Raw genomic sequence first — 19,072 nt, 5'->3', positions numbered from 1 at the left:
TGGCCGGGGGAGGTACAAGGGGGCGCCGCCGCCCCCTTGTACCGGGGTCCCCAGCCTAGGCCGACTGGTAGTTCGTGCGCCAGCCGCCCTGGTAGGTGGCGCGGGCGACGGTGGAGTAGGGCACCGGGCTGACGACGGCGCGCACCTCGGTCTGCACGTGCGGCTCGACGGCGGCCTTGGCGGTTCCGCCGTTCGGCTCCCCCCAGACGACCTTCAGTTCTGTGCCTTCGGGGACGTTGGGGTCGATCGTCGCGAGCGAGAGGGCGCGCCGTTCGTTCGCGCTGTACCCGGTGAACATCGAGTACCCGACGACCGTTCCGTCGGCGTCGACGACCGAGTCATAGTTGGCCGAGCCGTAGTTCGCCAGCGGCAGGTCGAAGAACTTGTAGCTCGGTCCCTCGACGTTGAACAGCGACGCGTAGATCGACGTGACATCCTCGGCGTCCCAGGCCAGTGTGACCTTCTTGCGCTGGGCGGCCGGGTCCAGTCGCTGCAGCGCGTCGCGGCCGATGAAGTCGTGGTCGAACTTCACGAACGAGCCGTAGCCGAGCTCCCAGGGGGTCAGGTAGTAGTCCTCGATATTCCCGGACACGAACGAGCCGGCCAGGGTTCCGGTCGCCTCGTAGCCGTCCGCGGGAAGCCACTCGCGGTAGCCGCGCTCGGCTTCGCCGGTGTAGATGGCCGGCAGCGGCGAGGGGATCCAGCCTGATTCGAGCGTGTTGGACGGGTAGGCGCGCGACCCGACCGGGACGAGCCCGAACTCGGCGCCGGCCTCGACGATCGCGTCGCGGATGCGGCCGTGGTCGGCGTACGGGCCCCAGATCTCGAGCCCCGGCGCGCCGGCCATGCCGTGGCGGAGGGTGCGGACGGTCGTGCCGTCAATCGTCATGGTCGACATGTTGAAGAACTTGAGCTGTTCGAGCGGGCCCCCGTTGAGCTTCTCGATCACCTGCCAGGCGTTCGGGCCCTGGATCTGGAAGCGGTAGTACTGGCGGGTCACCTGGCTGCCGTAGGGCCGCGACGGCGAACGGCGGTCCACCGTGATGTCAAGATTCCCGTAGCCGCCGGTCTCGCCGTGGTAGAGCAGCCAGTTCGCGGCCGGGGCGCGCCCGACGTAGACATACTCGTCCTCCGCCTCGCGGAAGAGGATGCCGTCGCCGATGACGTGCCCGGACTCGGTGGTCGGCACATACTGCTTCGCCTTGTTGACGGGGAACACGGCGGTCGAATTGATCGCCGTGGACGTGATCAGCTTGATCGCGTCCGAGCCCTTCATGAACAGGTTGTCCATGTGGTGGGACTGGTCATAGAGCACCGCGGTCTGGCGCCAGGCGGTCTGCTCCTTGATCCAGTTCTGGAAGTCGGCCGGAACCACCGGGTAGATGTACGAGCCGATCTGGGAGTTGCGGAGGAGGTCGACTGCGCCGCGGGACGCGTCGAGGACTTCCTGCAGATTCTTAGGTGCCACGGTGAACCTCTTGTTCTGTGTCGGTTGGTGCTGTCGGACTGTTCGGTTAGGGCCGCGGGAAGGAAGCCCGCGGCGCCGGGTTGATGGGTCAGAAAACGATGGTCTGGTTGCCGTGCCGGATGACGCGGTCCTCGGCGTGCCATTGGACGGCGCGCGAGAGCACGGCCCGCTCCACGTACGCGCCGCGGGCCTGCAGATCGAGCGCCGAATGGGCATGGGTCACCCGGGCGACGTCCTGCTCGATGATCGGGCCCTCATCAAGGTCCTTGGTCACGTAGTGCGACGTCGCGCCGATGAGTTTGACGCCCCGCTCCTTGGCCTTGCGGTACGGGGCCGCGCCGATGAACGCGGGCAGGAAGGAATGGTGGATGTTGATCAGCGGCACCCCCACCCGGTCCAGGAAGTCCGGTGACAGGATCTGCATGTAGCGCGCCAGCACCACAAAATCGACGTTCCCGTCCAGCAGTTTCAGGATCTCGGCTTCCGCCTGCGACTTGTCCTCGCCCAGGGAGGGGACGTGGAAGAAGGGCACCCCGAAGGAACGGACGTCCTCCGCCGTGTTTGTGTGGTTCGAGATCACCATCGGGATGGTCACCGGCAGCTCACCGCGCCGGTGCCGCCACAACAGTTCGAGCAGGCAGTGGTCCGACGTCGACACCAGGATGGCCATCCGCTTGGGAACGGACCGGTCGGTGAGCGTCCAGGAGAGCCCCAGCGGGGCCAGGGTCTTGTCCAGGTCCGCCTCGATCGCCGGCATCGCGGCGGCAAGGTCGGGCCGGTTGAACACCACCCGCTGGAAGAAATCGCCCGACGTCGGGTCGGACGAGTACTGGTCCAGGGAGACGATGTTCCCGTTGTTGCGGGTGACCAGGGCCGCGACCGCTGCCACAATCCCGGGCTGGTCGGGACCGTGGACGATCAGGCACGACTGATCCTTCAGCGATTCGGTATGAAGGGCCACCGCCGCCTCCTCAGCCCTGCTCGGCGGTGAAGTGCCGGGCCCACTCCGCCGTCGCCAGCAGGCCGCCGAAGGTGTAGAAGTGCAAGCCCACCCGGCCGCCGATCTGCGGCTGCGCCCCCGGCGTATGTGCCGCGAGGACAGCCGCAAGATCGTTGACGAACCGGTCCGGTCCCGCATCCCCCATCAGGTTCGTCAGCGAGAAGCCGTACTTCTTCACGATCATGGCGTTGGCGCCAACGCCGAAGCGGCGCGCGAAGCCAAGCAGCCGTTTGATGCCCGCCGGCCCGGGCGTACCGACGCGGATCGGGGCGTTAATGCCCTTGGCCCGCACTGCATCGATCCAGTCGGCGACCGGGTCGGTATCGAACGCGAACTGGGTCAGGATGACGGCGCCGAGCTCCTGCTCGGCAAGGGCGGCGGCCTTGTCCTCCAGGGCGCCCCAGAGGCGGTCCTTCGGGATGTCCGGGTGGCCTTCCGGATATCCGCCGATGCCCACCTCGCGGACGCCGAACTGCTGCAGGATGCCGCTGCGGATGACAGCGAGCGAATCCTCGTAAGGGCCCTCCGGCGTCCCCGGGTCACCGCCGACGGCGAACACACGGTCGGCGGCGCCGACCTCCTGCAGCCGGCCGAGGAACTCCTCCAGCTGCCCCTGGCTCTTCAAGCGGCGGGCGGAAATGTGCGGGACGGGCACGAAGCCGAGGTCGCGGACTGCCTTTGCGGCGGCCACCCGCATCTCGAGGTCCTCGTTGCCGAGGAAGGTGACGTTGATCCGGGTGCCGGGAGGGATCTGGTCTTTCGCCTCATTCAGGGCGGGGATGTCCTTGCCGGTCATCTCTAGTGAAAAATCATGGATGAGTTCCAGCGATGCTGCCCGGTTGATCGCGGGCGTGATTCGAGTCGCCATCGGGGAGTCCTTTCGGTGGGTGCAACGGTGCGCCCACTCCCGACTTTAGCTATGTCGATAGGGACTGTCCATAGGTATTTGCAGCGAAGTGGCGGTCCTACCCCCGCTGCGCCGGTCAAGACGCAGCGGGGGCGTTCCTGCCCCTTGGCTTAGCCCGCCCCGCCGGTCAGCCTGCTGACGGGTCAGCAGGCTCCAGGTGGGCGATCGCCCGGGTGTCTTGGAATGCCCGGACCCCTTCGATCCCCTGCTCCCGGCCCATGCCGGACTGCTTCATGCCGCCGAACGGAGCGCGCAGGTCCAGCCGGGTGGCGCCGTGGTCATTGACCCAGACGTAGCCGCAGACCAGCTTCCCGCCGACGCGGTCCGCCGTGGCGGGGTCCGCGGTCCAGACCGAGCCGCAGAGCCCGGCCCAGGTGGCGTTCGCGGCCTCGATCCCTTCCTCCTCCGTGTCGAACGGGATGAGCGGGATGACCGGGCCGAACTGCTCCTCGGTGACGACGCGCAGCGCGGGGTCCGGGTCGATGACCAGGGCCGGGCGCAGGAAGTTCCCGCCCTGCAAGGCCGGGTCCGTCGGCAGCGTCCCGTACTCCCTGACGTCGGCTCCGGCCGCCTTCGCCTCCTCGATGAGCCCGGTGACGAAGGCTTTCTGCGCCGGCGAGTGCAGGGGCCCCATGGTGGTCCCCTCCTGGAGCCCGTAGCCGATCACGGCCTGCTCGAGCCGGCCCGCCAGCCCCGCGACAACATCGTCCAGGCGCGAACGGTGGACGTAGATCCGCTTCGCGTTCATGCAGATCTGCCCGGTGGTGTCGAAGATCGCGGCGTAGAGCCGGTCCAGATGGGTGTCATCGAGGATGGCGTCCGCCAGGATGACGGCGGCGTCGTTTCCGCCAAGTTCCAGCGTCACCCGGGTCAGCGATTTCGCGGCCATCTCCATGATGCGCTGGCCGCCGCCGACGCTGCCGGTGAAGCACACCTTCGCGACGTCGGGGCTGGTGATGAGGGCAGCCATGTCGGCATCCTTGCCCGTCACGACGTTCAGCACCCCCGGCGGCAGTTTCTCCGCGATCCTCTGGACCACCCGGGTAGTCGCCAGCGGCGCCGTGGGCGGCGGCTTCACGATGGCGGTGTTGCCGGCGAGCAGCGCGTGCGGCAGCGAGGCCGCAAGGATCGCGATCGGCCAGTTGAACGGCACGATCACCGTCACCACCCCCAGCGGCTGGAACGCCACCGTGGTGGTGACCGGGATGCCGGGTGCGGGCGGGAGCACCTTGGTGGCCTCCACCTCGTCGGCCAGCGCCAGCGCAAGGTTCCAGCGGATCTCGAACACCAGCGAGTCGACCCATGCCTCCATCCGGATCTTCCCGTTCTCCTGGGACAGGATGGCGGCGTCCTCGTCGCGGAAGTCGGCAATGCCTTCAAGGGCCGCCCGCATCTGCCCGGCGCGTTCCTGGGCGCTTAGCGCGGACCATCCGGGGTAGGCCGCCTTCGCTGCGGCAATCGCGTCGTCGACGTCGGCGGGGCCCGCCGCGGCCGCGTGCCCGACCGTGACGCCGGGTTTGCCCGGGTCCGCGATCGCCAGGGTCGAGGCCGCCTGGCGCTCGGAGCCCCCGATATACAGTCCGGTTGTCACCGGCGTCGACGTGTTCGTTGCGTTGGTCATCACTTCGCACCTCTCTGTGCAGTATTGCTCTGTGCGGTATTGCCGGGTCCGTTCATTGGGTCGTTCGTTGCGTCCTTCACGTTCGGCGTTCCGTGGGTGTGGAACGTCTCGATCGTTTTCATGCCCCACGCCTGGCCCTTCTTGCGTTCCTCCTGGGTCCATTCCACCACCGGCGAGTCGGGATCCAACAGCAGGCGGGCGCCGGCGTTGGCGAATTCGATCCGGTTGCCGCCGGGCTCCCAGACGTAGAGGAAAAAGGTCTGGTTGATGGCGTGCTTGTGCGGGCCGGACTCGATGTGGATGCCGTTCTCCAGGAAAATGTCGGCGGCCTTGAGGATGTCCTCGCGGGTGTCGGGGGCGAAGGCGATGTGGTGCAGCCGGTTGCCGTGCTTGAGCCAGTCGTCGGAGTACACGATGTCGTAGGACTTGTTGTTGAAGTGGAACCACCAGGCGGCGTAGCCGCCGTCGTCGAGCTTGATCCGTTCGCTCTCCCGTCCCCCCAGCGCCTTCGCCACGAACTCGCCGTTGGCCACCACGTCCCTGGCCAGGTAGTTGATGTGGTCCAGCCGCCTGGCGTTGACGCCGCGGCCGGGGAACGCCGAGGCCTGGTTTTTCAGCGCGGGCTTGTCGTCGGTGGCCACATACCGCTCCGTCTCGTAGTAGATGGCCATGTCGTGCCCGTCGGGGTCGCGGAAGGCATACGCGGGGCCCGTCCCCATCTCGCCGTCCACCCAGCCGACGCCGAGGCCGGTCGCCTCGATGGCCGCCACCCGGCGCTCCAGCGCCGCCTGGCTGCTGGTCCGGAAGGACGTCCGGCCGACGCCGGCGTCGGCCGACTCGGTGAGTTTTACCGTGTAGACCTGGTACTCGTCCCACGTCCGCAGGTAGGCGGACCTCTTCATCCCGGCTCCATCAGCTCCGCCGGTTTCCGCGACGACGCGCATGGCCAGCAGGTCGCGGAAGAACCACAGGCTCTGCTCGAAGGTGGGAGTCAGTAGCTCCACGTTTCCCAGGTGGGCGACGTCGAACGAGGTGAACTCGGTCATGGAACTGTCCTCTCTGAGGGGTGGGTGTCACAGGCGGGGGCGGGGATAGACGTACCCCTCGAAGATTTTTCGCGCCGTGCGCAGGGCGGCCGAGCGGGTGACGGTGAAACCGCCGGCGGAGGGCTCGACCCCGACCTCGACGTCGAAGTGGCCGGTGGGATGCTCGACCCGGAACGGGGCGTCCGGCGGCGGCAGCGCGGCGATTCCGTGGCCCACCGACCCGTCCGCCAGCACTCCGGCGGCGACCGTGAGCGCCCCGAGGACGCCGATCGAGGTGTGGACGCGCACGGGCAGGAAACTGCGGGTGGCGATGCTGCCGCCGGCCCGGGGCGGGGCCAGCAGGACCAACTTCGGCACGGTCGCGCCGGTGACGTCGCCCATGCCCATCAGGCCGGCCGCGGCGAGGCGGAGTTCGGCCAGGCGGGCGGCCAGGCCGGCGTCAGCCTCCAGCTCGTCCGGCGGTTCGTCCCCGGTGACGCCGAGGTCGGCGGCACGCAGCAGCACGCTCGGCATGCCGTTGTCGACGCAGGTCAGTTCCACCTCCCCGACGCGGTCCAGGACCCGGCCCGTGGGGAACAGCGCCCCGGTTGACGAGCCCGCGGTGCCCTCGAAATTGAGCCGGATCGCGCCCGCCGTGCCGGGGACGCCGTCGATCGCGAGGCCCCCGTCATAGTCCACCGCGCCGCCGGGGGTGGCGAAGCGCGCGGTGGCGATGCTGTTGGTGTTGACCATCCGGATGCGCACTTCGGTCTGCTCCCCGCCAGCCGGCACCAGGCCGCGCTCAAGCGCGAACGGTCCCACCCCGGCCAGGATGTTGCCGCAGTTCTGGCGGCTGGTGACAAACGCCGTGTCGACCCCCAGCTGCAGGAACAGGTAGTCCACGTCGGCGTCGTCGTCCGGGGACGGTGCGATCACGGCGACCTTGCTGGTGAGCGGGTGCGCGCCGCCGAGCCCGTCGATCTGCCGGGGGTCGGGGGTGCCCATGATCCGCAGCAGCAGCCCGTCGCGTTCACCGGGGTCCGCAGGCAGGTCCGAGGCGAGGAAATATGCGCCCTTGGAGGTGCCGCCGCGCATCAGGAGGCACGGGATGCCTTCAGCCGCGGCCATCGTCCGCCTCGTACTCCGCCGCACCCAGGTAGCGGACGCCCAGCCCGTCCAGCAGGCCGCGGAGCCGGTTCCGGTCCAGGCTCAACTCTCCGGCGCGGTAGGCCGCGCGCGCTTCGGCCTCTTTCGCGACCCGCGCGTCGGCGGCCTCGAGGGCGGCCCGCACGCCGCCGCGCGGCACACACAGCACGCCGTCGTCGTCGGCCACGATCACGTCCCCCGGGCAGACGAGGGCCCCGCCGACCGTGATCGGCACATTCACCGAGCCGGCTGTGGCCTTGACCGTCCCCTGCGCGTTGACCGCGGCGGACCAGACCGGAAAACCCATCTCCCGCAGCTCGGCGACGTCGCGGACGCCGCCGGTGGTCACGAGCCCGCGCACCCCGCGGTACCGCAGCGCCGTCGCGAACAGTTCGCCGAACGAGCCGTCCAGGCACGGCGAGGTGGTGGTCACCACCAGCACGTCCCCCTCCCGGCACTGTTCGACGGCCGCGTGGATCATGAGGTTGTCCCCCGGCCAGCAGAGCACCGTCACGGCCGAGCCGGCAATCCGGACCCCGTCCTGGATCGGCCGGAGCGCGGTGCCCACCAGCCCGCTGCGGCCCATGGCCTCGTGCACCGTCGCCACCCCGTGCGCGGCGAGGGCCTCGACCGACGGCGCGTCCGCCCGCTCCACGCCGGTGACCACAACGGGTTTCACTCGAGCACCTCGGTGACCTGCGGGTAGTAGCGCATGTAGGCCTCGCCCCGGGTATCGACGGGCAGGCCCAGGTTCGGTCCGGCATTGCGTTTGACCTGCACACCCCGGCGCACGGCGAGCGAGCTGTAGTAGTCCCACATGTGCTGCTGGGCGGGCAGGCACTTCATTGCCCGCTCCTTGGCGGGAAAAGCGGCGGTGATGTCGAGCAGGACGTCGGGTTTGAAGTCGCACTGCTCGGGCTGGTGCGGTTCGAAGAAGAACACCGGCGGCGCGCCGAGCACCTCGCCGGGCGCGTCGTACCCGATCGCCTGGGCCAGGATCCTGGCCTCGATCGCCAGCTTCGCGGCCGTCGGGTGGTCGCCGTTGTACGGGTCCAGCAGCGGATGGGTCAGCACGACGGTGGGCTGCACCCGGCGGTAGATCCGGACGAGGTCATCGAGCAGTTCCCGGCTCGGCAGGAGCGGGTAGTCGCCGGCGTCGAGGAATTCGATGTCCGCCCCGAGGGCCGCCGCGGCGGCCTCGGCCTCACCGCGCCGCAGCGCCTTGATCTCCTCCAGCGACTTCCCGGCCAGCCACTGGCTGGCGGACTCGCCGCGCTCGCCGTAGGAGAGGCAGACGACGACGGCGCGGTCGCCGCGGGCGGTGGCGGCGGCGATCGCCCCGCCGGCCCGCCAGACGAAGTCGCCCGCGTGCGCGCTGACCACCAGCACAGTGCCTCCGTTGCCCATGATGAGGTGTCCTTCCCGGATTGCTTGCCCATCCTCGACGTGCGTTCACGACGTGCGTTCCCGATCTAGCCCCCGGCAGCCGCGGACAATGCCAGAGAACCACGCTCTGGCACCGCGGTCAAGGCATCGGCTACAATTTTGTTAGCAATCGCGGGCTGATGGCTCCTGCGGCGATTTTCGCCCGCTGCATTCGTCCTGCGGACCAAAGAGTCCCGTGCCGAACAAAGGAGTTCACAGTGACGGAGGCCGTGCGGTGACGGAGTCCTTGCAGGAAGCGCTGGACCGGGCCGGTTCGCCGGTCGAGCTGCTGCGGAACTCACCGGCCCGCCCCCATGTGTTCCCGGTGGCGGCGGAGTTCAGCAATTGGCGCTCCGAGCAGCATTCCTGGCGGACCAGCTGCGCGCTGCTGGACCAGTCCCACCACATGACCGACCTTTTCCTCAGCGGTCCCGGCGCGGAGCGTCTGCTCAGCGGGCTCGCGGTGAACTCCTTCGCCAGGTTCCCGGTGGACCGCGCCAAGCAGTTCATCGCGGTGAACCACCGCGGGCAGATCATCGGCGACGCCATCCTCGCCCACCTTGAGGACGACTCTTTCAACCTGGTTGGGCATCCGATGGTGATCGACTGGGTGCAGTTCCACGCGGAGACGGGGCACCACGCCGTCGACGTCGTCCGCGACGGCAATTCGATCGTGCGCCAGGGCGACCCGCGGCTGTTCCGCTACGAGCTTCAGGGCCCCACCGCCGTCGCGATCATCGAGAAGCTGATCGGCGGCCCGGTGCCGCAGATCGGCTTCTTCCACATGGGGCGCTTCCCGATCGCGGGACTGGAAGTCCGCGGCATCCGCCACGGCATGGCCGGCCAGCCCGGCTACGAGCTTTTCGGACCATGGGCCGACGGCGCGCGTGTCCGGGACGCGCTGCTGGCGGCCGGGGCCGAGTTCGGCCTGACCCCGGTGGGCGCGAAGGGCTATTCGACGGCGAACCTTGAGTCGGGATGGGTGCCCTCGCCGGTGCCGGCGATCTTCACGGACGAACGGCTGCGGGCCTACCGCGAGTGGCTTCCGGCCCCGGCGGCGGGTTCGCTGGGCGGCAGCTTCGACCCGCCGGACATCGAGGACTACTACCTGACCCCGTACGACCTGGACTACGGACGCTCGGTCGCGTTCGACCACGACTTCGTCGGACGCGAGGCGCTGGAGGCGCTGGCCGCCGGCCCGCAGCGGCGCAAGGTGACGCTGGTCTGGAACCCTGACGATGTCCAGGCGGCGATCGGCTCGCTGCTTCGCCCGGGCACCCCGGCGAAGTACATCGACCTGCCAAAGGCACGGTACGCCCTGTACCAGGTGGACCGGGTGCTCCAGGACGGGGTGACCGTCGGCCAGTCCTTCGACTGCGGCTATATCGCCAATGAGCAGTCGTTCGTTTCGCTCGCCTCCCTGGACCCCGGCCGCGCCGAGCCCGGTGCCGAGGTCACAGTGCTCTGGGGTGAGCAACCCAACTCGGCCAAGCTCCAGGTCGAGCCGCACCGGCAGATCGCCGTGCGCGCCACCGTCGCCCCGGCCCCGTTCGTCCAATATGCCCGTGAAAGCTACCGCGCCGCCACGCTGCGCGGCCCAGGCACCTGATCGACTACCGAAGGAGAAAAACCGATGGCCCAGAAGTCCCTGCAGGATGTGCTCGATGCGGCAGGCAACACCGTTGAACACCTGCGCAATTCACAGCTCGGCACCTACATCTACCCGGTGGTCCCCGCCGAATTCACCAACTGGCGGCGGGAACAGCGCGCCTGGCGTGAGACCGCGGTGCTCTACGACCAGTCCCACCACATGGTGAACTTCTTTATGAAGGGCCCCGATGCGCTCAAGCTCCTTTCCGATACCGGCATCAACAGCTTCGCGAACTTCCCTGTGAACACGGCCAAGCAGTTCGTGCCGACGGCGTCCAACGGAGGCGTGATCGGCGACGGCATCCTCTTCCATCAGGCCGAGCACGACTTCGTCTACGTCGGACGCGCCCCCGCCGCGAACTGGCTCCAGTTCCACGCCGAGACCGGCGGGTACGACGTCGAGTGCCGCTACGACGACCGGTCGCCGTCGCGCCCCTACGGCCAGGCCGTCCAGCGCGACTACTACCGCTTCCAGATCCAGGGTCCGAACGCCTGGCAGATCATCGAGAAACTCAACGGCGGGACCCTCGAACAGGTGAAGTTCTTCCACATGGGGCACCTGGACATCGCCGGCGGGCGGGTCCGCACGCTGCGCCACGGGATGGCCGGCGCCCCGGGGCTGGAGATCTGGGGACCCTACGAGCAGCACGGCAAGATCCGGGACGCGGTGCTCGAAGCCGGCGCCGAATTCGGCATCGAGCCCTGCGGCTCCCGGGCGTACTCGTCGAACACACTCGAGTCGGGCTGGATTCCCTCGCCCCTGCCGGCCATCTACAGCAGCGACGCCGAGCAGGCCTACCGGGAATGGCTGCCGGCCACGAGCTACGAGGCGATCAACGCGCTCGCCGGCTCCTTCGTGTCGGCGGACATTGAGGACTATTACCTCACGCCGTGGGAACTCGGCTATGGCTCGTTCGTGAAGTTCGATCACGACTTCATCGGCCGCGACGCCCTCGAGCAGATCGATCCGGCCGCCCAGCGCAAGAAGGTCACGCTCGCCTGGAACGACGAGGACCTGGCAAAAATCTGGGCGTCCTTCCTGGACCGCGACACCCCCGGCTACCAGTTCTTCGACGTCCCGAACGCGAACTACGGGTCGTCGAACTACGACTCCGTGGTGGACGCCGACGGCGCGGCGGTGGGTCTTTCGCTCTTCACCGGTGTCACGGCCAACGAGCGCCGCGGGCTGTCGCTGGCGACGGTGGACCCCAACGTGGAAATCGGCACCGAGGTGCGTGTGGTCTGGGGCGAACCCGACGGCGGATCGCGCAAGACCACCGTGGAACCGCACGAGCAGCTCAGCGTGCGCGCCGTCGTGAGCCCGGTGCCCTACGCTGTCACCGCTCGCACCGAGTACCACGGTGGCTGGCGTACCGCGGGCACCGCAGCCGGGTGAGGACGCGCCCCCTGCCTGGCTCCGGCCAGGCACGGGACGCACCTCAGCCCGCGGCCGCCGGGCCGGCTTCCGCCGCTGAGACCTCGCGCAGGGCGTCGATGACGCTGAGCAGGTGGCGGCGCACGGCGAGTTCGGCGGCGTCGGGATCACGGGCGACGACGGCGTCGATGATCGCCGCGTGCTCCAGTACCGAGACTTTCGCCCGCTGGGGCCGTGACGAGAGCTTGAACTGGTGCCGGACGCTTTGGGCGTGCAGCCGGGCCAGCACTTCGGAGGCGGTGGCATGGTGGCTCAGTTCGCGGAGCCGGACGTCGAGGGACAGATGGAGGCCAGAGTATTCGACCAGGTCGCCCTCGGCGACCGACTCGATCATCCGGGTCCGCAGGTCCGCCAGGGCCGCGGCATCCTCGTCGGAAAGGCGGGCGGCGGTCTTGGCGGCACACAGGCCCTCGACGCCGATCCGCACCTCGAGGATTTCGATGGCCTCGTCCACGGAGATCGCCCGTACCCGGGACCCGCGGTTCGGCAGCCGTTCCACCAGGCCTTCGCCCGCGAGTTCGAGCAGCGCGGTCCGGACGGTGGCCCGGCTCGCCGAGAACGCGGCACTGAGGTCCGCCTCGATCAGCCGCTGGTTGGGCGCATAGTCGCCGCGGATGATCGCCTGCCGGATGACGTCGGTGACGCTCGGGTCAACGGTGGCGGCGGCTTCGGCCCCCAGCGGTGGACCGCCAGTGACTGACGACATGTGCATTCAACTCCCAGAATGGCCGGACAAGGAAGGGGCCCCGATGCGAGACACCATATTGTCTACAATCCTAGGAGCAACGGACGGCAGTGTCCGCAGGCGCGTCGCCGTTCTGGGTCTCGGCGAGGCGGGAAGCATCTACGCCGCGGATCTTGCCCGGGCCGGAGTGGCCGTCACGGCGGCCGATCCGGCCGTCACCGCCGTCCCCGCCGGTGTGACGCCCGCCGCCGGCGTCGGCGACGCCGTCCGCGGTGCCGACCTGGTGCTGAGCCTGGTCGGGGGAGCCGCCGCGGGCGCTGTCTTGGACGAGGCTCTGACGGCCATGGCACCGACGGCCCTCTTCGCCGATATGAACACCGCCGGCCCCGGGGACAAGCGGCGGCTCGCGGAACGCGCGGACCGGCACGGCATCCTCTTCGTCGACGTCGCCGTCATGGCACCGGTTCCCCGCGCACGGATCCTGACGCCCCTGGTGCTGAGCGGGCCGGGGGCCGATGAGCTGCTCGCCGTCCTCGCCGGATGGGGGATCCCGGGGACCAGTGTGGGCGGCGACGCCGGCCGGGCCGCGGAATTGAAGCTGCTGCGCAGTGTTTTTATGAAGGGCCTGGCCGCGACCGTCCTCGAGTCCGTGGCGGCGGCCCGGGCAGTGGGAGCCGGGGACTGGATGATCGGGCAGATCGCCGCGGAACTGGGCCCCACCGGCCACGCGGTGGTGGCGCGGCTGCTGGAGGGCAGCCGGGTGCATGCCGTGCGGCGGGAGGAGGAGATGCGGCAGGCCCGCTCGTTCCTCGAATCGCTCGGGGCCGCGCATCCGATCACGGATGGCACGATCGAGTGGCTGCATTCGCTGGCCGCGGGCAGTCCTGACTGACTACGCCCGCCGGCCCGGTCGGTTGGCTGTGCCGCGGAACGCCCCGGGCCGCCTCAGGCCACCCGCCAGAGGCTGCATTCGTCCGCGTTAACGGCCTTGCGCGTCCCCGACTGCCGGTCCAGGATCCAGACGACGCCGATCCCCGGCGCCGTTTCCTGCACGCTCCCGCGGCGGATCACGACGTCGTCGTAATTGGGGCCCACGCGCAGCCGGGCCTCGATCTCGTCGCCGCGGTGCAGCTGGTCGAGGGCGCGGATGCGGGTCGTTTGGGCTTTGGCTTCCTGCAACATGGCGGGCCTCCTGGACTGGAGCTGGTGCCTGCTCTTGCCGGCATCTCCAGTGTCCTGCGCCATTGTTGCCGCCGCGTTTCGGCCCGGTAAGCGGTGGGTTAGTTCTCCGGAGCCGCCGTGTTTCCGCGCGAGCCCGCCGGGCTCAGGGGCTGAGCCGGTCCTCCGGATGGTGGATCCGGAACCAGCGGTAGCCGTAACGGTCCAGCTCCAGGTCGAAACCGCCGTCGTCCTGCAGCGGGATGTCCTCGCCGTCCAGCAGATCTTGCAGCACCGCACCGGCGTAGGAGCGGCCCGGTTCCTGCGCGGAGCCCGCGTTGGCGCTCACCGAGGCCGGTTCGGCGCCGAAGTTGTGGGCCAGGAGCAGGGCGGAGCCATCCCGGCTGCAGCGGTGCAGCAGCACCCTGGCCACCGGCTGCTTGACGAGCTCGAACCGGCCCCAGCCCAGTTCGGGACTTTCGCGGTAACGCTGGATAAGCGAGGCAATGAAGTTCCACAAGGATTCCGGATCCCGCTTGCCGGCGGCCGCGTTGATGTTCTTGGGACCGAAGTAGCCGTCCACCACCTGGGCCACCAGCTCCTGCTCCCGGGCGGTGGAGAAGCCGGCGTTGGCCGTGTCATTCCACTGCATGGGGGAGCGGACCGCGGAGCGGCCTTTTGCCCGCAGGTCCTCGCCCATCCCGATCTCCTCGCCGTAGAACAGCACGGGGGTGCCCGGGAGGGAGAACATCAGCGAATAGACCATCCGGATCCGGGCGGGGTCGCCGTTGAGCATGCTGGGCAGCCGGCGGCGCAGGCCGCGGCCGTACATCTGCATGTCCGGGTCGGGCCCGAACGCGGCGAAGACTTCTTCCCGTTCGGCGTCGCTGAGCTTGTCCAGGGTTAGTTCGTCGTGGTTGCGGACAAACATGGCCCACTGGTTGTCCGGGTGGATCGCCGGCCGGGATCCCAGCGTTTTAGCCAGCGGCCGGGCATCCTCACGGGCCAGGGACAGATACATGTTCTGCATGGAGAGGAAATCGAACTGCATGTTCAGTTCATTTCCCGCCGCGCCGCCAAAGTACTTCAGCTGCTCCTTGTACGGCAGATTGACCTCGCCGAGCAGCACGGCGCTGCCGTGCCGCCGGTTCAGGAAGCTGCGCAGGGCGCTGAGGTAATCGTGCGGATCGGTTCTGGCCGCCTTGTCCTCTGGTTCCCCCCGCAGTTCGAGGAAAAACGGCACCGCGTCCAGGCGGAAGCCGTCCAGGCCCAGTTGCAGCCAGAAGCCCATGGACTTGGCGATCTCGTCCCGGACCTGCGGATTCATCACGTTCAGATCCGGCTGGTGCTTGGCGAACATGTGCAGGTACCACTCGCCGGTGGCTTTGTCCTGGGTCCAGATGGCGGTTTCCTCGCCCGGGAACACCACCTGGTCCGAGGTGTCCGGCGGGGTGTCCTTCCGCCAGACGTAGTAGTCCCGGTAGGGGTTGTCCACCGATTTACGGGCTTCGACAAACCACGGGTGCTTGTCCGAGGTGTGGTTGATGACGAAGTCGGCGATCACCCGGATGCCCCGGTCGTGGGCGGTGCGGATGAATTCCACCACGTCGCCGAGGGTGCCCAGGCGGCGGTCCACCCCGTACATGTCCGTGACGTCGTACCCGTCGTCCCGGTCCGGGGACGGGTAGAACGGCATCAGCCAGATGCACGTGATTCCCAGGGCGGCCAGGTAGTCCACGCGCTGGGTGAGGCCGGAGAAATCCCCGGTGCCGTCGCCGTCGTTGTCGAAGAAGGTCTCCGGATCCAGGCAGTAGATCACGGCGTTCTTCCACCACAGGTCCGAGGTTTCGGCGATCCTCACGCGGTCACCTCCCGGGTCCGGCTGCCGGAGCGCAGCTGGGGCAGCACGCGTTCGGCGAAGGCGTCGATGAACGGCGCCTGGTCCTGGCCGACGAAGTGCAGGTAGAGCTCGTCGAAGCCGAGGTCCAGGTATTCGGCCAGCCACTGGGCATGCTCCCCCGTGTCCGCCGAGACGTTGACGACCTTGCGCACCTGGTCCGGGCCGACGTCGGCGCTGACGCCGTCGAAGTGCGCGGCGCCGGGGAGGTCCCAGGGGATGGGCGGGCTGAAAACGTTGCTGCGCCATTGGTCGAGGGCGATTGCGAGGGCTTCCTCCTCGGTCGGAGCCCAGGACAGGTGGACCTGCAGGACGGCCTTCCCGCGCCCGCCGGCGTCCCGGTAGGCGGCCAGCACGTCCCGCAGCTTGCCGGGCGGCTGGTTCACGGTCACCAGGCCGTCGGCCCAGGCAGCGCCGCGGCGGGCCGTGTCCACGCTGACCGCCGGCGCGATCAGCGGGGGCTTGATCTCCGGGACGTCCCACAGCCGGGCCTGTTCCACGGTGACCAGCCCGTGGTGCGTCACCTCTTCGCCGTTGTGGAGGCGGCGGATGATGTCCACACACTCCTCCAGCCGGCGCTGGCGGGTTTCCTTGGCCGGCCACGGATCGCCGGTCACATGTTCGTTCATGTTCTCCCCGCTGCCCGGAGCCATCCAGAACCGGCCGGGGAACATGTCCGCCAGGGTGGCGGAGGCGTGCGCGATGATGGCCGGGTGGTAGCGCTGCCCCGGGGCCGTCACCACGCCGAAGCGCAGTCCCGTGGTGGCCAGGGCGGCGCCGAGCCAGGACCAGGCGAATCCCGAGTGTCCCTGCCGGGCCGACCACGGCTCAATGTGGTCCGAGCACATGGCGGCGTCAAATCCCGCCTGTTCCGCCAGCTGGACGTCCTTGAGCAGCCGGCCCGGGCTGATCTGTTCGTGCGAGGCGTGAAATCCGAGGGTAGCCATCGTTAATGTCTACCGCCGGGCCGCGGGTCTGTCGAGGGAACCGGCCGGCGGCGGCCCGGCGCGCCGGACGGGCCGGGGGATCGACGTCGGCGTCCGGCCGCGCCAGAATGGGCCTTATGCGACTGCCCTTGATGCCCCCGATTGCGCCGATGCTGGCGAAGGCCGTCAGCGCCCTGCCGGAGGGGGCCATGAGCTTCGAGCCCAAGTGGGACGGGTTCCGCTCCATCATCTTCCGCGACGGCGACGAGGTGGAGATCGGCAGCCGCAACGGCAAACCTCTGACCCGCTACTTCCCGGAGCTCGTGGAGGCGCTGAAGGCAAACCTGCCGCCGCGCTGCGTGCTGGACGGCGAGATCGTCCTGGTCGGTGCGCCGGGGAACCGCCTCGACTTCGATGCGCTCCAGCAGCGAATCCACCCCGCGGCGAGCCGGGTCCGGCTGCTCGCCGAGCAGACCCCCGCGAGTTTTGTCGCCTTCGACCTGCTGGCCCTCGGCGACGAGGATTTCACCGGCCGGCCGTTCCAGGAGCGCCGGGCGGCCCTGGAGCAGGCGCTCGCGGACAGCTCGGCGCCGGTGCACCTGACCGCCGCGACCCGGGACCGGGACACCGCGGGGCTGTGGTTCCGGCAGTTTGAAGGCGCCGGCCTGGACGGGATCGTGGCCAAGGCACTCGACGCCAGCTACCAGCCGGACAAACGCACCATGTTCAAGGTCAAGCACGAACGCACCGCCGACTGTGTCCTTGCCGGTTACCGGGTGCACACCTCCGGCCCGGACCGGATCGGTTCGCTGCTGCTGGGACTGTATGACGACGATGGCGTGCTGGCCAACGTAGGCGTGGTGGGCGCCTTCCCGATGCAGCGCCGCAAGGAACTGTTCGAGGAACTCCAGCCGCTCGTCACCGACTTCGCGGACCACCCGTGGGCCTGGGCCAGGCAGGAGGAAGGATCCCGGACGCCGCGCAACGCCGAGGGCAGCCGCTGGAGCGGGGGCAAGGACCTGAGCTTCACGCCGCTGCGGCCCGAGCGCGTGGTGGAAGTGAAGTATGACCACATGGAGGGCGAACGTTTCCGGCACACCACGCAGTTTGTGCGCTGGCGTCCGGACCGGGAGCCGACCTCCTGCACGTACGCCCAGCTGGAGGAGCCGGTCAGCTACGACCTGGCCGCCGTGCTGGGCGCCGGCGGCGGCTGAACTCCCGCCGTCGAGCGTTCCACGCGACGCTCCCGCCCGGTTCTTCCGCCCGAGTCCGCCCCGACACGCGGAAAAGCCCGGCGTGTTGCGGAAACACGCCGGGCTTTTCCAGGCAGAACCGGGCTGGAGCGTCGGGGACCCTTAGCGCAGGCCGAGCTCCTTGGTGGGAACCTTGAAGGTTTCCTTGGCGGTCAGTGCCGAGACCGCGGCAATGACGCAGATGATGCCGGTGAAGATGGTGATCTGGACCCAGCCGCCGGGCTTGATGCCGCCCATGGCTGCAACGATGGCCGGGGCGAAGCCCGCCATCAGGAAGCCGAGCTGGGTGCCGATCGCCAGTCCGGAGAAGCGGACCTTGGTGCTGAACATTTCGGCGTAGAAGGAAGGCCAGACGGCGTTGGAGGCCGCGTAGCCGAAGGAGAAGAAGCCGATGGCGGCCAGGAACATCAGCGGGACGCTGCCGGATTCGAGGCTGAGCAGGAACACCGGGGTCAGCACCGCGCTGGAGAGTGCGCCGTAGATGAAGACCGGCTTGCGGCCGATCCGGTCGGCCAGCTTGCCGAAGAGCGGCTGGGTGCCGAGGGCGACCAGGTTGGCGCCCACCACGAGCCAGAGGGTGACGGTGCCGTCCACGTTGGCGACGTTCTTGGCGTAGGCGATGGCCAGGGTCCCGAACACGGTGGAGACGGCGGCGATGAAGGCGCAAGCAACCACGCGCAGAACGTCGCGCCAGTGGTGCTTGAGCAGGTCCGCGACGGGGAGCTTGGAGATTTGGGCGCTCTTCTGGGCTTCCTCGAAGGCGGGCGGCTCGTGCAGCGTGCGGCGGATAAAGAACGCAACCACCACGACGACGGCGCTGAGCCAGAACGGAATGCGCCAGCCGATGCCGTACTTGATCTCGTCCGGCAGGGCCAGGACGGGGATGAAGACGAGCGCGGCAAGGATCTGGCCGCCCTGGGTGCCGGTCAGTGTCCAGGAGGTGAAGAACGAGCGGCGGTTGTCCGGCGCGTGCTCCAGGGTCATGGACGAAGCGCCGGCCTGCTCGCCGGCGGCGGAAAGACCCTGGCAGAGCCGGGCCACGACGAGCAGCGCGGGCGCCCACCAGCCGACGGTCTTGAAGTCCGGCAGGCAGCCGATCACGAAGGTGGAGGCGCCCATCAGCAGCAGGGTGAACATCAGGACCTTGCGGCGGCCCACCCGGTCACCGAAGTGGCCCAGGATGACGGCGCCGACCGGCCGCGCCACGTAGGCGAAGCCGAAGGTCGCGAAGGACATGATGGCGGCGTTGGCGTCCGCGTCCGGGAAGAAGACCTTCGGGAAGATCAGCGCGGCGGCAGAACCGAAAATGAAGAAGTCGTAGTACTCGACGGCGCTGCCGAGGAAGCTGGCGAGTGCTGCCTTCTTTGGTGTCCCGGCCGGTGCGGCAGTGCCCGGCGTCGTAGACGGGAGTGTCTGGCTCATGGTGTTCCTTTGGTGTGACGACGTTGTCGCGGATGGATCGGGAAGGTCTCGCCG

Annotated in this window: 17 protein-coding genes; 4 read left to right on the top strand and 13 right to left on the bottom strand. The window is 69.0% G+C overall.

What is annotated here, in order from left to right; genetic code table 11:
- Nucleotides 1–55: 55 nt before the first annotated feature.
- From ligM (AC1MBE_RS09325) to AC1MBE_RS09290, 8 genes are all read right to left on the bottom strand, one after another.
- Nucleotides 56–1,468: a vanillate/3-O-methylgallate O-demethylase gene (gene ligM / locus AC1MBE_RS09325; protein WP_479777594.1), complete on the bottom strand. Its 1,413-nt coding sequence runs from the start codon at nt 1,466–1,468 to the stop codon at nt 56–58.
- An 88-nt stretch (nt 1,469–1,556) separates the two neighbouring features.
- Nucleotides 1,557–2,429: a formyltetrahydrofolate deformylase gene (purU, locus tag AC1MBE_RS09320; RefSeq protein WP_479777592.1), complete on the bottom strand. Its 873-nt coding sequence runs from the start codon at nt 2,427–2,429 to the stop codon at nt 1,557–1,559.
- A 10-nt stretch (nt 2,430–2,439) separates the two neighbouring features.
- Nucleotides 2,440–3,336 carry a methylenetetrahydrofolate reductase gene (locus tag AC1MBE_RS09315; protein ID WP_479777590.1) on the bottom strand — a complete coding sequence of 299 codons (897 nt, stop codon included), beginning with the start codon at nt 3,334–3,336 and terminating at the stop codon, nt 2,440–2,442.
- A 166-nt stretch (nt 3,337–3,502) separates the two neighbouring features.
- On the bottom strand, nt 3,503–4,996 hold the full coding sequence (locus AC1MBE_RS09310; RefSeq protein WP_479777588.1) for an aldehyde dehydrogenase family protein: 1,494 nt from the start codon (nt 4,994–4,996) through the stop codon (nt 3,503–3,505).
- Complete coding sequence (locus tag AC1MBE_RS09305) at nt 4,996–6,042, bottom strand: VOC family protein (RefSeq protein ID WP_479777586.1); 1,047 nt, start codon at nt 6,040–6,042, stop codon at nt 4,996–4,998. Before AC1MBE_RS09305 ends, AC1MBE_RS09310 begins: the two co-directional genes overlap by 1 nt.
- Before the next feature lie 27 nt (nt 6,043–6,069).
- On the bottom strand, nt 6,070–7,149 hold the full coding sequence (locus AC1MBE_RS09300; RefSeq protein ID WP_479777584.1) for a 4-oxalomesaconate tautomerase: 1,080 nt from the start codon (nt 7,147–7,149) through the stop codon (nt 6,070–6,072).
- Nucleotides 7,136–7,846 carry a 4-carboxy-4-hydroxy-2-oxoadipate aldolase/oxaloacetate decarboxylase gene (locus AC1MBE_RS09295; RefSeq protein WP_479777582.1) on the bottom strand — a complete coding sequence of 237 codons (711 nt, stop codon included), beginning with the start codon at nt 7,844–7,846 and terminating at the stop codon, nt 7,136–7,138. The genes AC1MBE_RS09300 and AC1MBE_RS09295 overlap by 14 nt, the downstream gene beginning before the upstream one ends.
- Nucleotides 7,843–8,574 carry a PIG-L deacetylase family protein gene (locus AC1MBE_RS09290; protein ID WP_479777580.1) on the bottom strand — a complete coding sequence of 244 codons (732 nt, stop codon included), beginning with the start codon at nt 8,572–8,574 and terminating at the stop codon, nt 7,843–7,845. The genes AC1MBE_RS09295 and AC1MBE_RS09290 overlap by 4 nt, the downstream gene beginning before the upstream one ends.
- Nucleotides 8,575–8,827: 253 nt before the next feature.
- On the opposite strand from AC1MBE_RS09290, the gene AC1MBE_RS09285 reads away from it, so the two are divergent.
- Nucleotides 8,828–10,201, top strand: a complete 1,374-nt coding sequence (locus AC1MBE_RS09285; protein ID WP_479777578.1) for an aminomethyl transferase family protein — start codon at nt 8,828–8,830, stop codon at nt 10,199–10,201.
- 24 nt (nt 10,202–10,225) lie between these two features.
- Nucleotides 10,226–11,638: a vanillate/3-O-methylgallate O-demethylase gene (gene ligM / locus AC1MBE_RS09280; RefSeq protein WP_479777576.1), complete on the top strand. Its 1,413-nt coding sequence runs from the start codon at nt 10,226–10,228 to the stop codon at nt 11,636–11,638.
- A gap of 43 nt (nt 11,639–11,681) precedes the next feature.
- Here ligM (AC1MBE_RS09280) and AC1MBE_RS09275 read toward each other — a convergent pair whose 3' ends face one another.
- The gene (locus tag AC1MBE_RS09275) at nt 11,682–12,383 is read right to left on the bottom strand and encodes a GntR family transcriptional regulator (RefSeq protein WP_479777574.1); all 702 of its coding nucleotides are present in this window, start codon (nt 12,381–12,383) and stop codon (nt 11,682–11,684) included.
- Nucleotides 12,384–12,441: 58 nt separating this feature from the next.
- Between AC1MBE_RS09275 and AC1MBE_RS09270 the strand changes: the two genes are divergently transcribed.
- Complete coding sequence (locus AC1MBE_RS09270; protein ID WP_479777572.1) at nt 12,442–13,254, top strand: NAD(P)-dependent oxidoreductase; 813 nt, start codon at nt 12,442–12,444, stop codon at nt 13,252–13,254.
- A gap of 53 nt (nt 13,255–13,307) precedes the next feature.
- Here the strand turns inward: AC1MBE_RS09270 and AC1MBE_RS09265 are convergent, their stop codons facing one another.
- The 3 genes from AC1MBE_RS09265 to AC1MBE_RS09255 form a co-directional block, all read right to left on the bottom strand.
- Nucleotides 13,308–13,544 (bottom strand): hypothetical protein, encoded by a 237-nt coding sequence (locus AC1MBE_RS09265; protein WP_479777570.1) that lies wholly within the window; start codon nt 13,542–13,544, stop codon nt 13,308–13,310.
- 142 nt (nt 13,545–13,686) lie between these two features.
- The gene (locus AC1MBE_RS09260; protein ID WP_479777568.1) at nt 13,687–15,381 is read right to left on the bottom strand and encodes an alpha-amylase family protein; all 1,695 of its coding nucleotides are present in this window, start codon (nt 15,379–15,381) and stop codon (nt 13,687–13,689) included.
- On the bottom strand, nt 15,378–16,364 hold the full coding sequence (locus AC1MBE_RS09255; RefSeq protein WP_479777566.1) for a TIGR03885 family FMN-dependent LLM class oxidoreductase: 987 nt from the start codon (nt 16,362–16,364) through the stop codon (nt 15,378–15,380). Before AC1MBE_RS09255 ends, AC1MBE_RS09260 begins: the two co-directional genes overlap by 4 nt.
- A 116-nt stretch (nt 16,365–16,480) precedes the next feature.
- Here AC1MBE_RS09255 and AC1MBE_RS09250 point away from each other — a divergent pair, with 116 nt between their 5' ends.
- Nucleotides 16,481–17,557, top strand: coding sequence for an ATP-dependent DNA ligase (locus AC1MBE_RS09250; RefSeq protein WP_479777564.1), 1,077 nt, complete (start codon nt 16,481–16,483; stop codon nt 17,555–17,557).
- A gap of 141 nt (nt 17,558–17,698) precedes the next feature.
- Here the strand turns inward: AC1MBE_RS09250 and AC1MBE_RS09245 are convergent, their stop codons facing one another.
- The gene (locus tag AC1MBE_RS09245) at nt 17,699–19,018 is read right to left on the bottom strand and encodes an MFS transporter (protein ID WP_479777562.1); all 1,320 of its coding nucleotides are present in this window, start codon (nt 19,016–19,018) and stop codon (nt 17,699–17,701) included.
- Between the last annotated feature and the right edge of the window lie 54 nt (nt 19,019–19,072).

The organism is Arthrobacter sp. BG5, assembly GCF_056680155.1.
This window is presented reverse-complemented; position numbering and strand designations above follow the sequence as displayed.

Coding starts and splice junctions, on each gene's coding strand:
- AC1MBE_RS09315 (WP_479777590.1), bottom strand. CDS start 3,336: ATGGCGACTCGAATCACGCCCGCGATCAACCGGGCAGCATCGCTGGAA.
- AC1MBE_RS09310 (WP_479777588.1), bottom strand. CDS start 4,996: ATGACCAACGCAACGAACACGTCGACGCCGGTGACAACCGGACTGTAT.
- AC1MBE_RS09305 (WP_479777586.1), bottom strand. CDS start 6,042: ATGACCGAGTTCACCTCGTTCGACGTCGCCCACCTGGGAAACGTGGAG.
- AC1MBE_RS09300 (WP_479777584.1), bottom strand. CDS start 7,149: ATGGCCGCGGCTGAAGGCATCCCGTGCCTCCTGATGCGCGGCGGCACC.
- AC1MBE_RS09290 (WP_479777580.1), bottom strand. CDS start 8,574: ATGGGCAACGGAGGCACTGTGCTGGTGGTCAGCGCGCACGCGGGCGAC.
- ligM (WP_479777576.1), top strand. CDS start 10,226: ATGGCCCAGAAGTCCCTGCAGGATGTGCTCGATGCGGCAGGCAACACC.
- AC1MBE_RS09275 (WP_479777574.1), bottom strand. CDS start 12,383: ATGTCGTCAGTCACTGGCGGTCCACCGCTGGGGGCCGAAGCCGCCGCC.
- AC1MBE_RS09265 (WP_479777570.1), bottom strand. CDS start 13,544: ATGTTGCAGGAAGCCAAAGCCCAAACGACCCGCATCCGCGCCCTCGAC.
- AC1MBE_RS09255 (WP_479777566.1), bottom strand. CDS start 16,364: ATGGCTACCCTCGGATTTCACGCCTCGCACGAACAGATCAGCCCGGGC.
- AC1MBE_RS09250 (WP_479777564.1), top strand. CDS start 16,481: ATGCGACTGCCCTTGATGCCCCCGATTGCGCCGATGCTGGCGAAGGCC.
- AC1MBE_RS09245 (WP_479777562.1), bottom strand. CDS start 19,018: ATGAGCCAGACACTCCCGTCTACGACGCCGGGCACTGCCGCACCGGCC.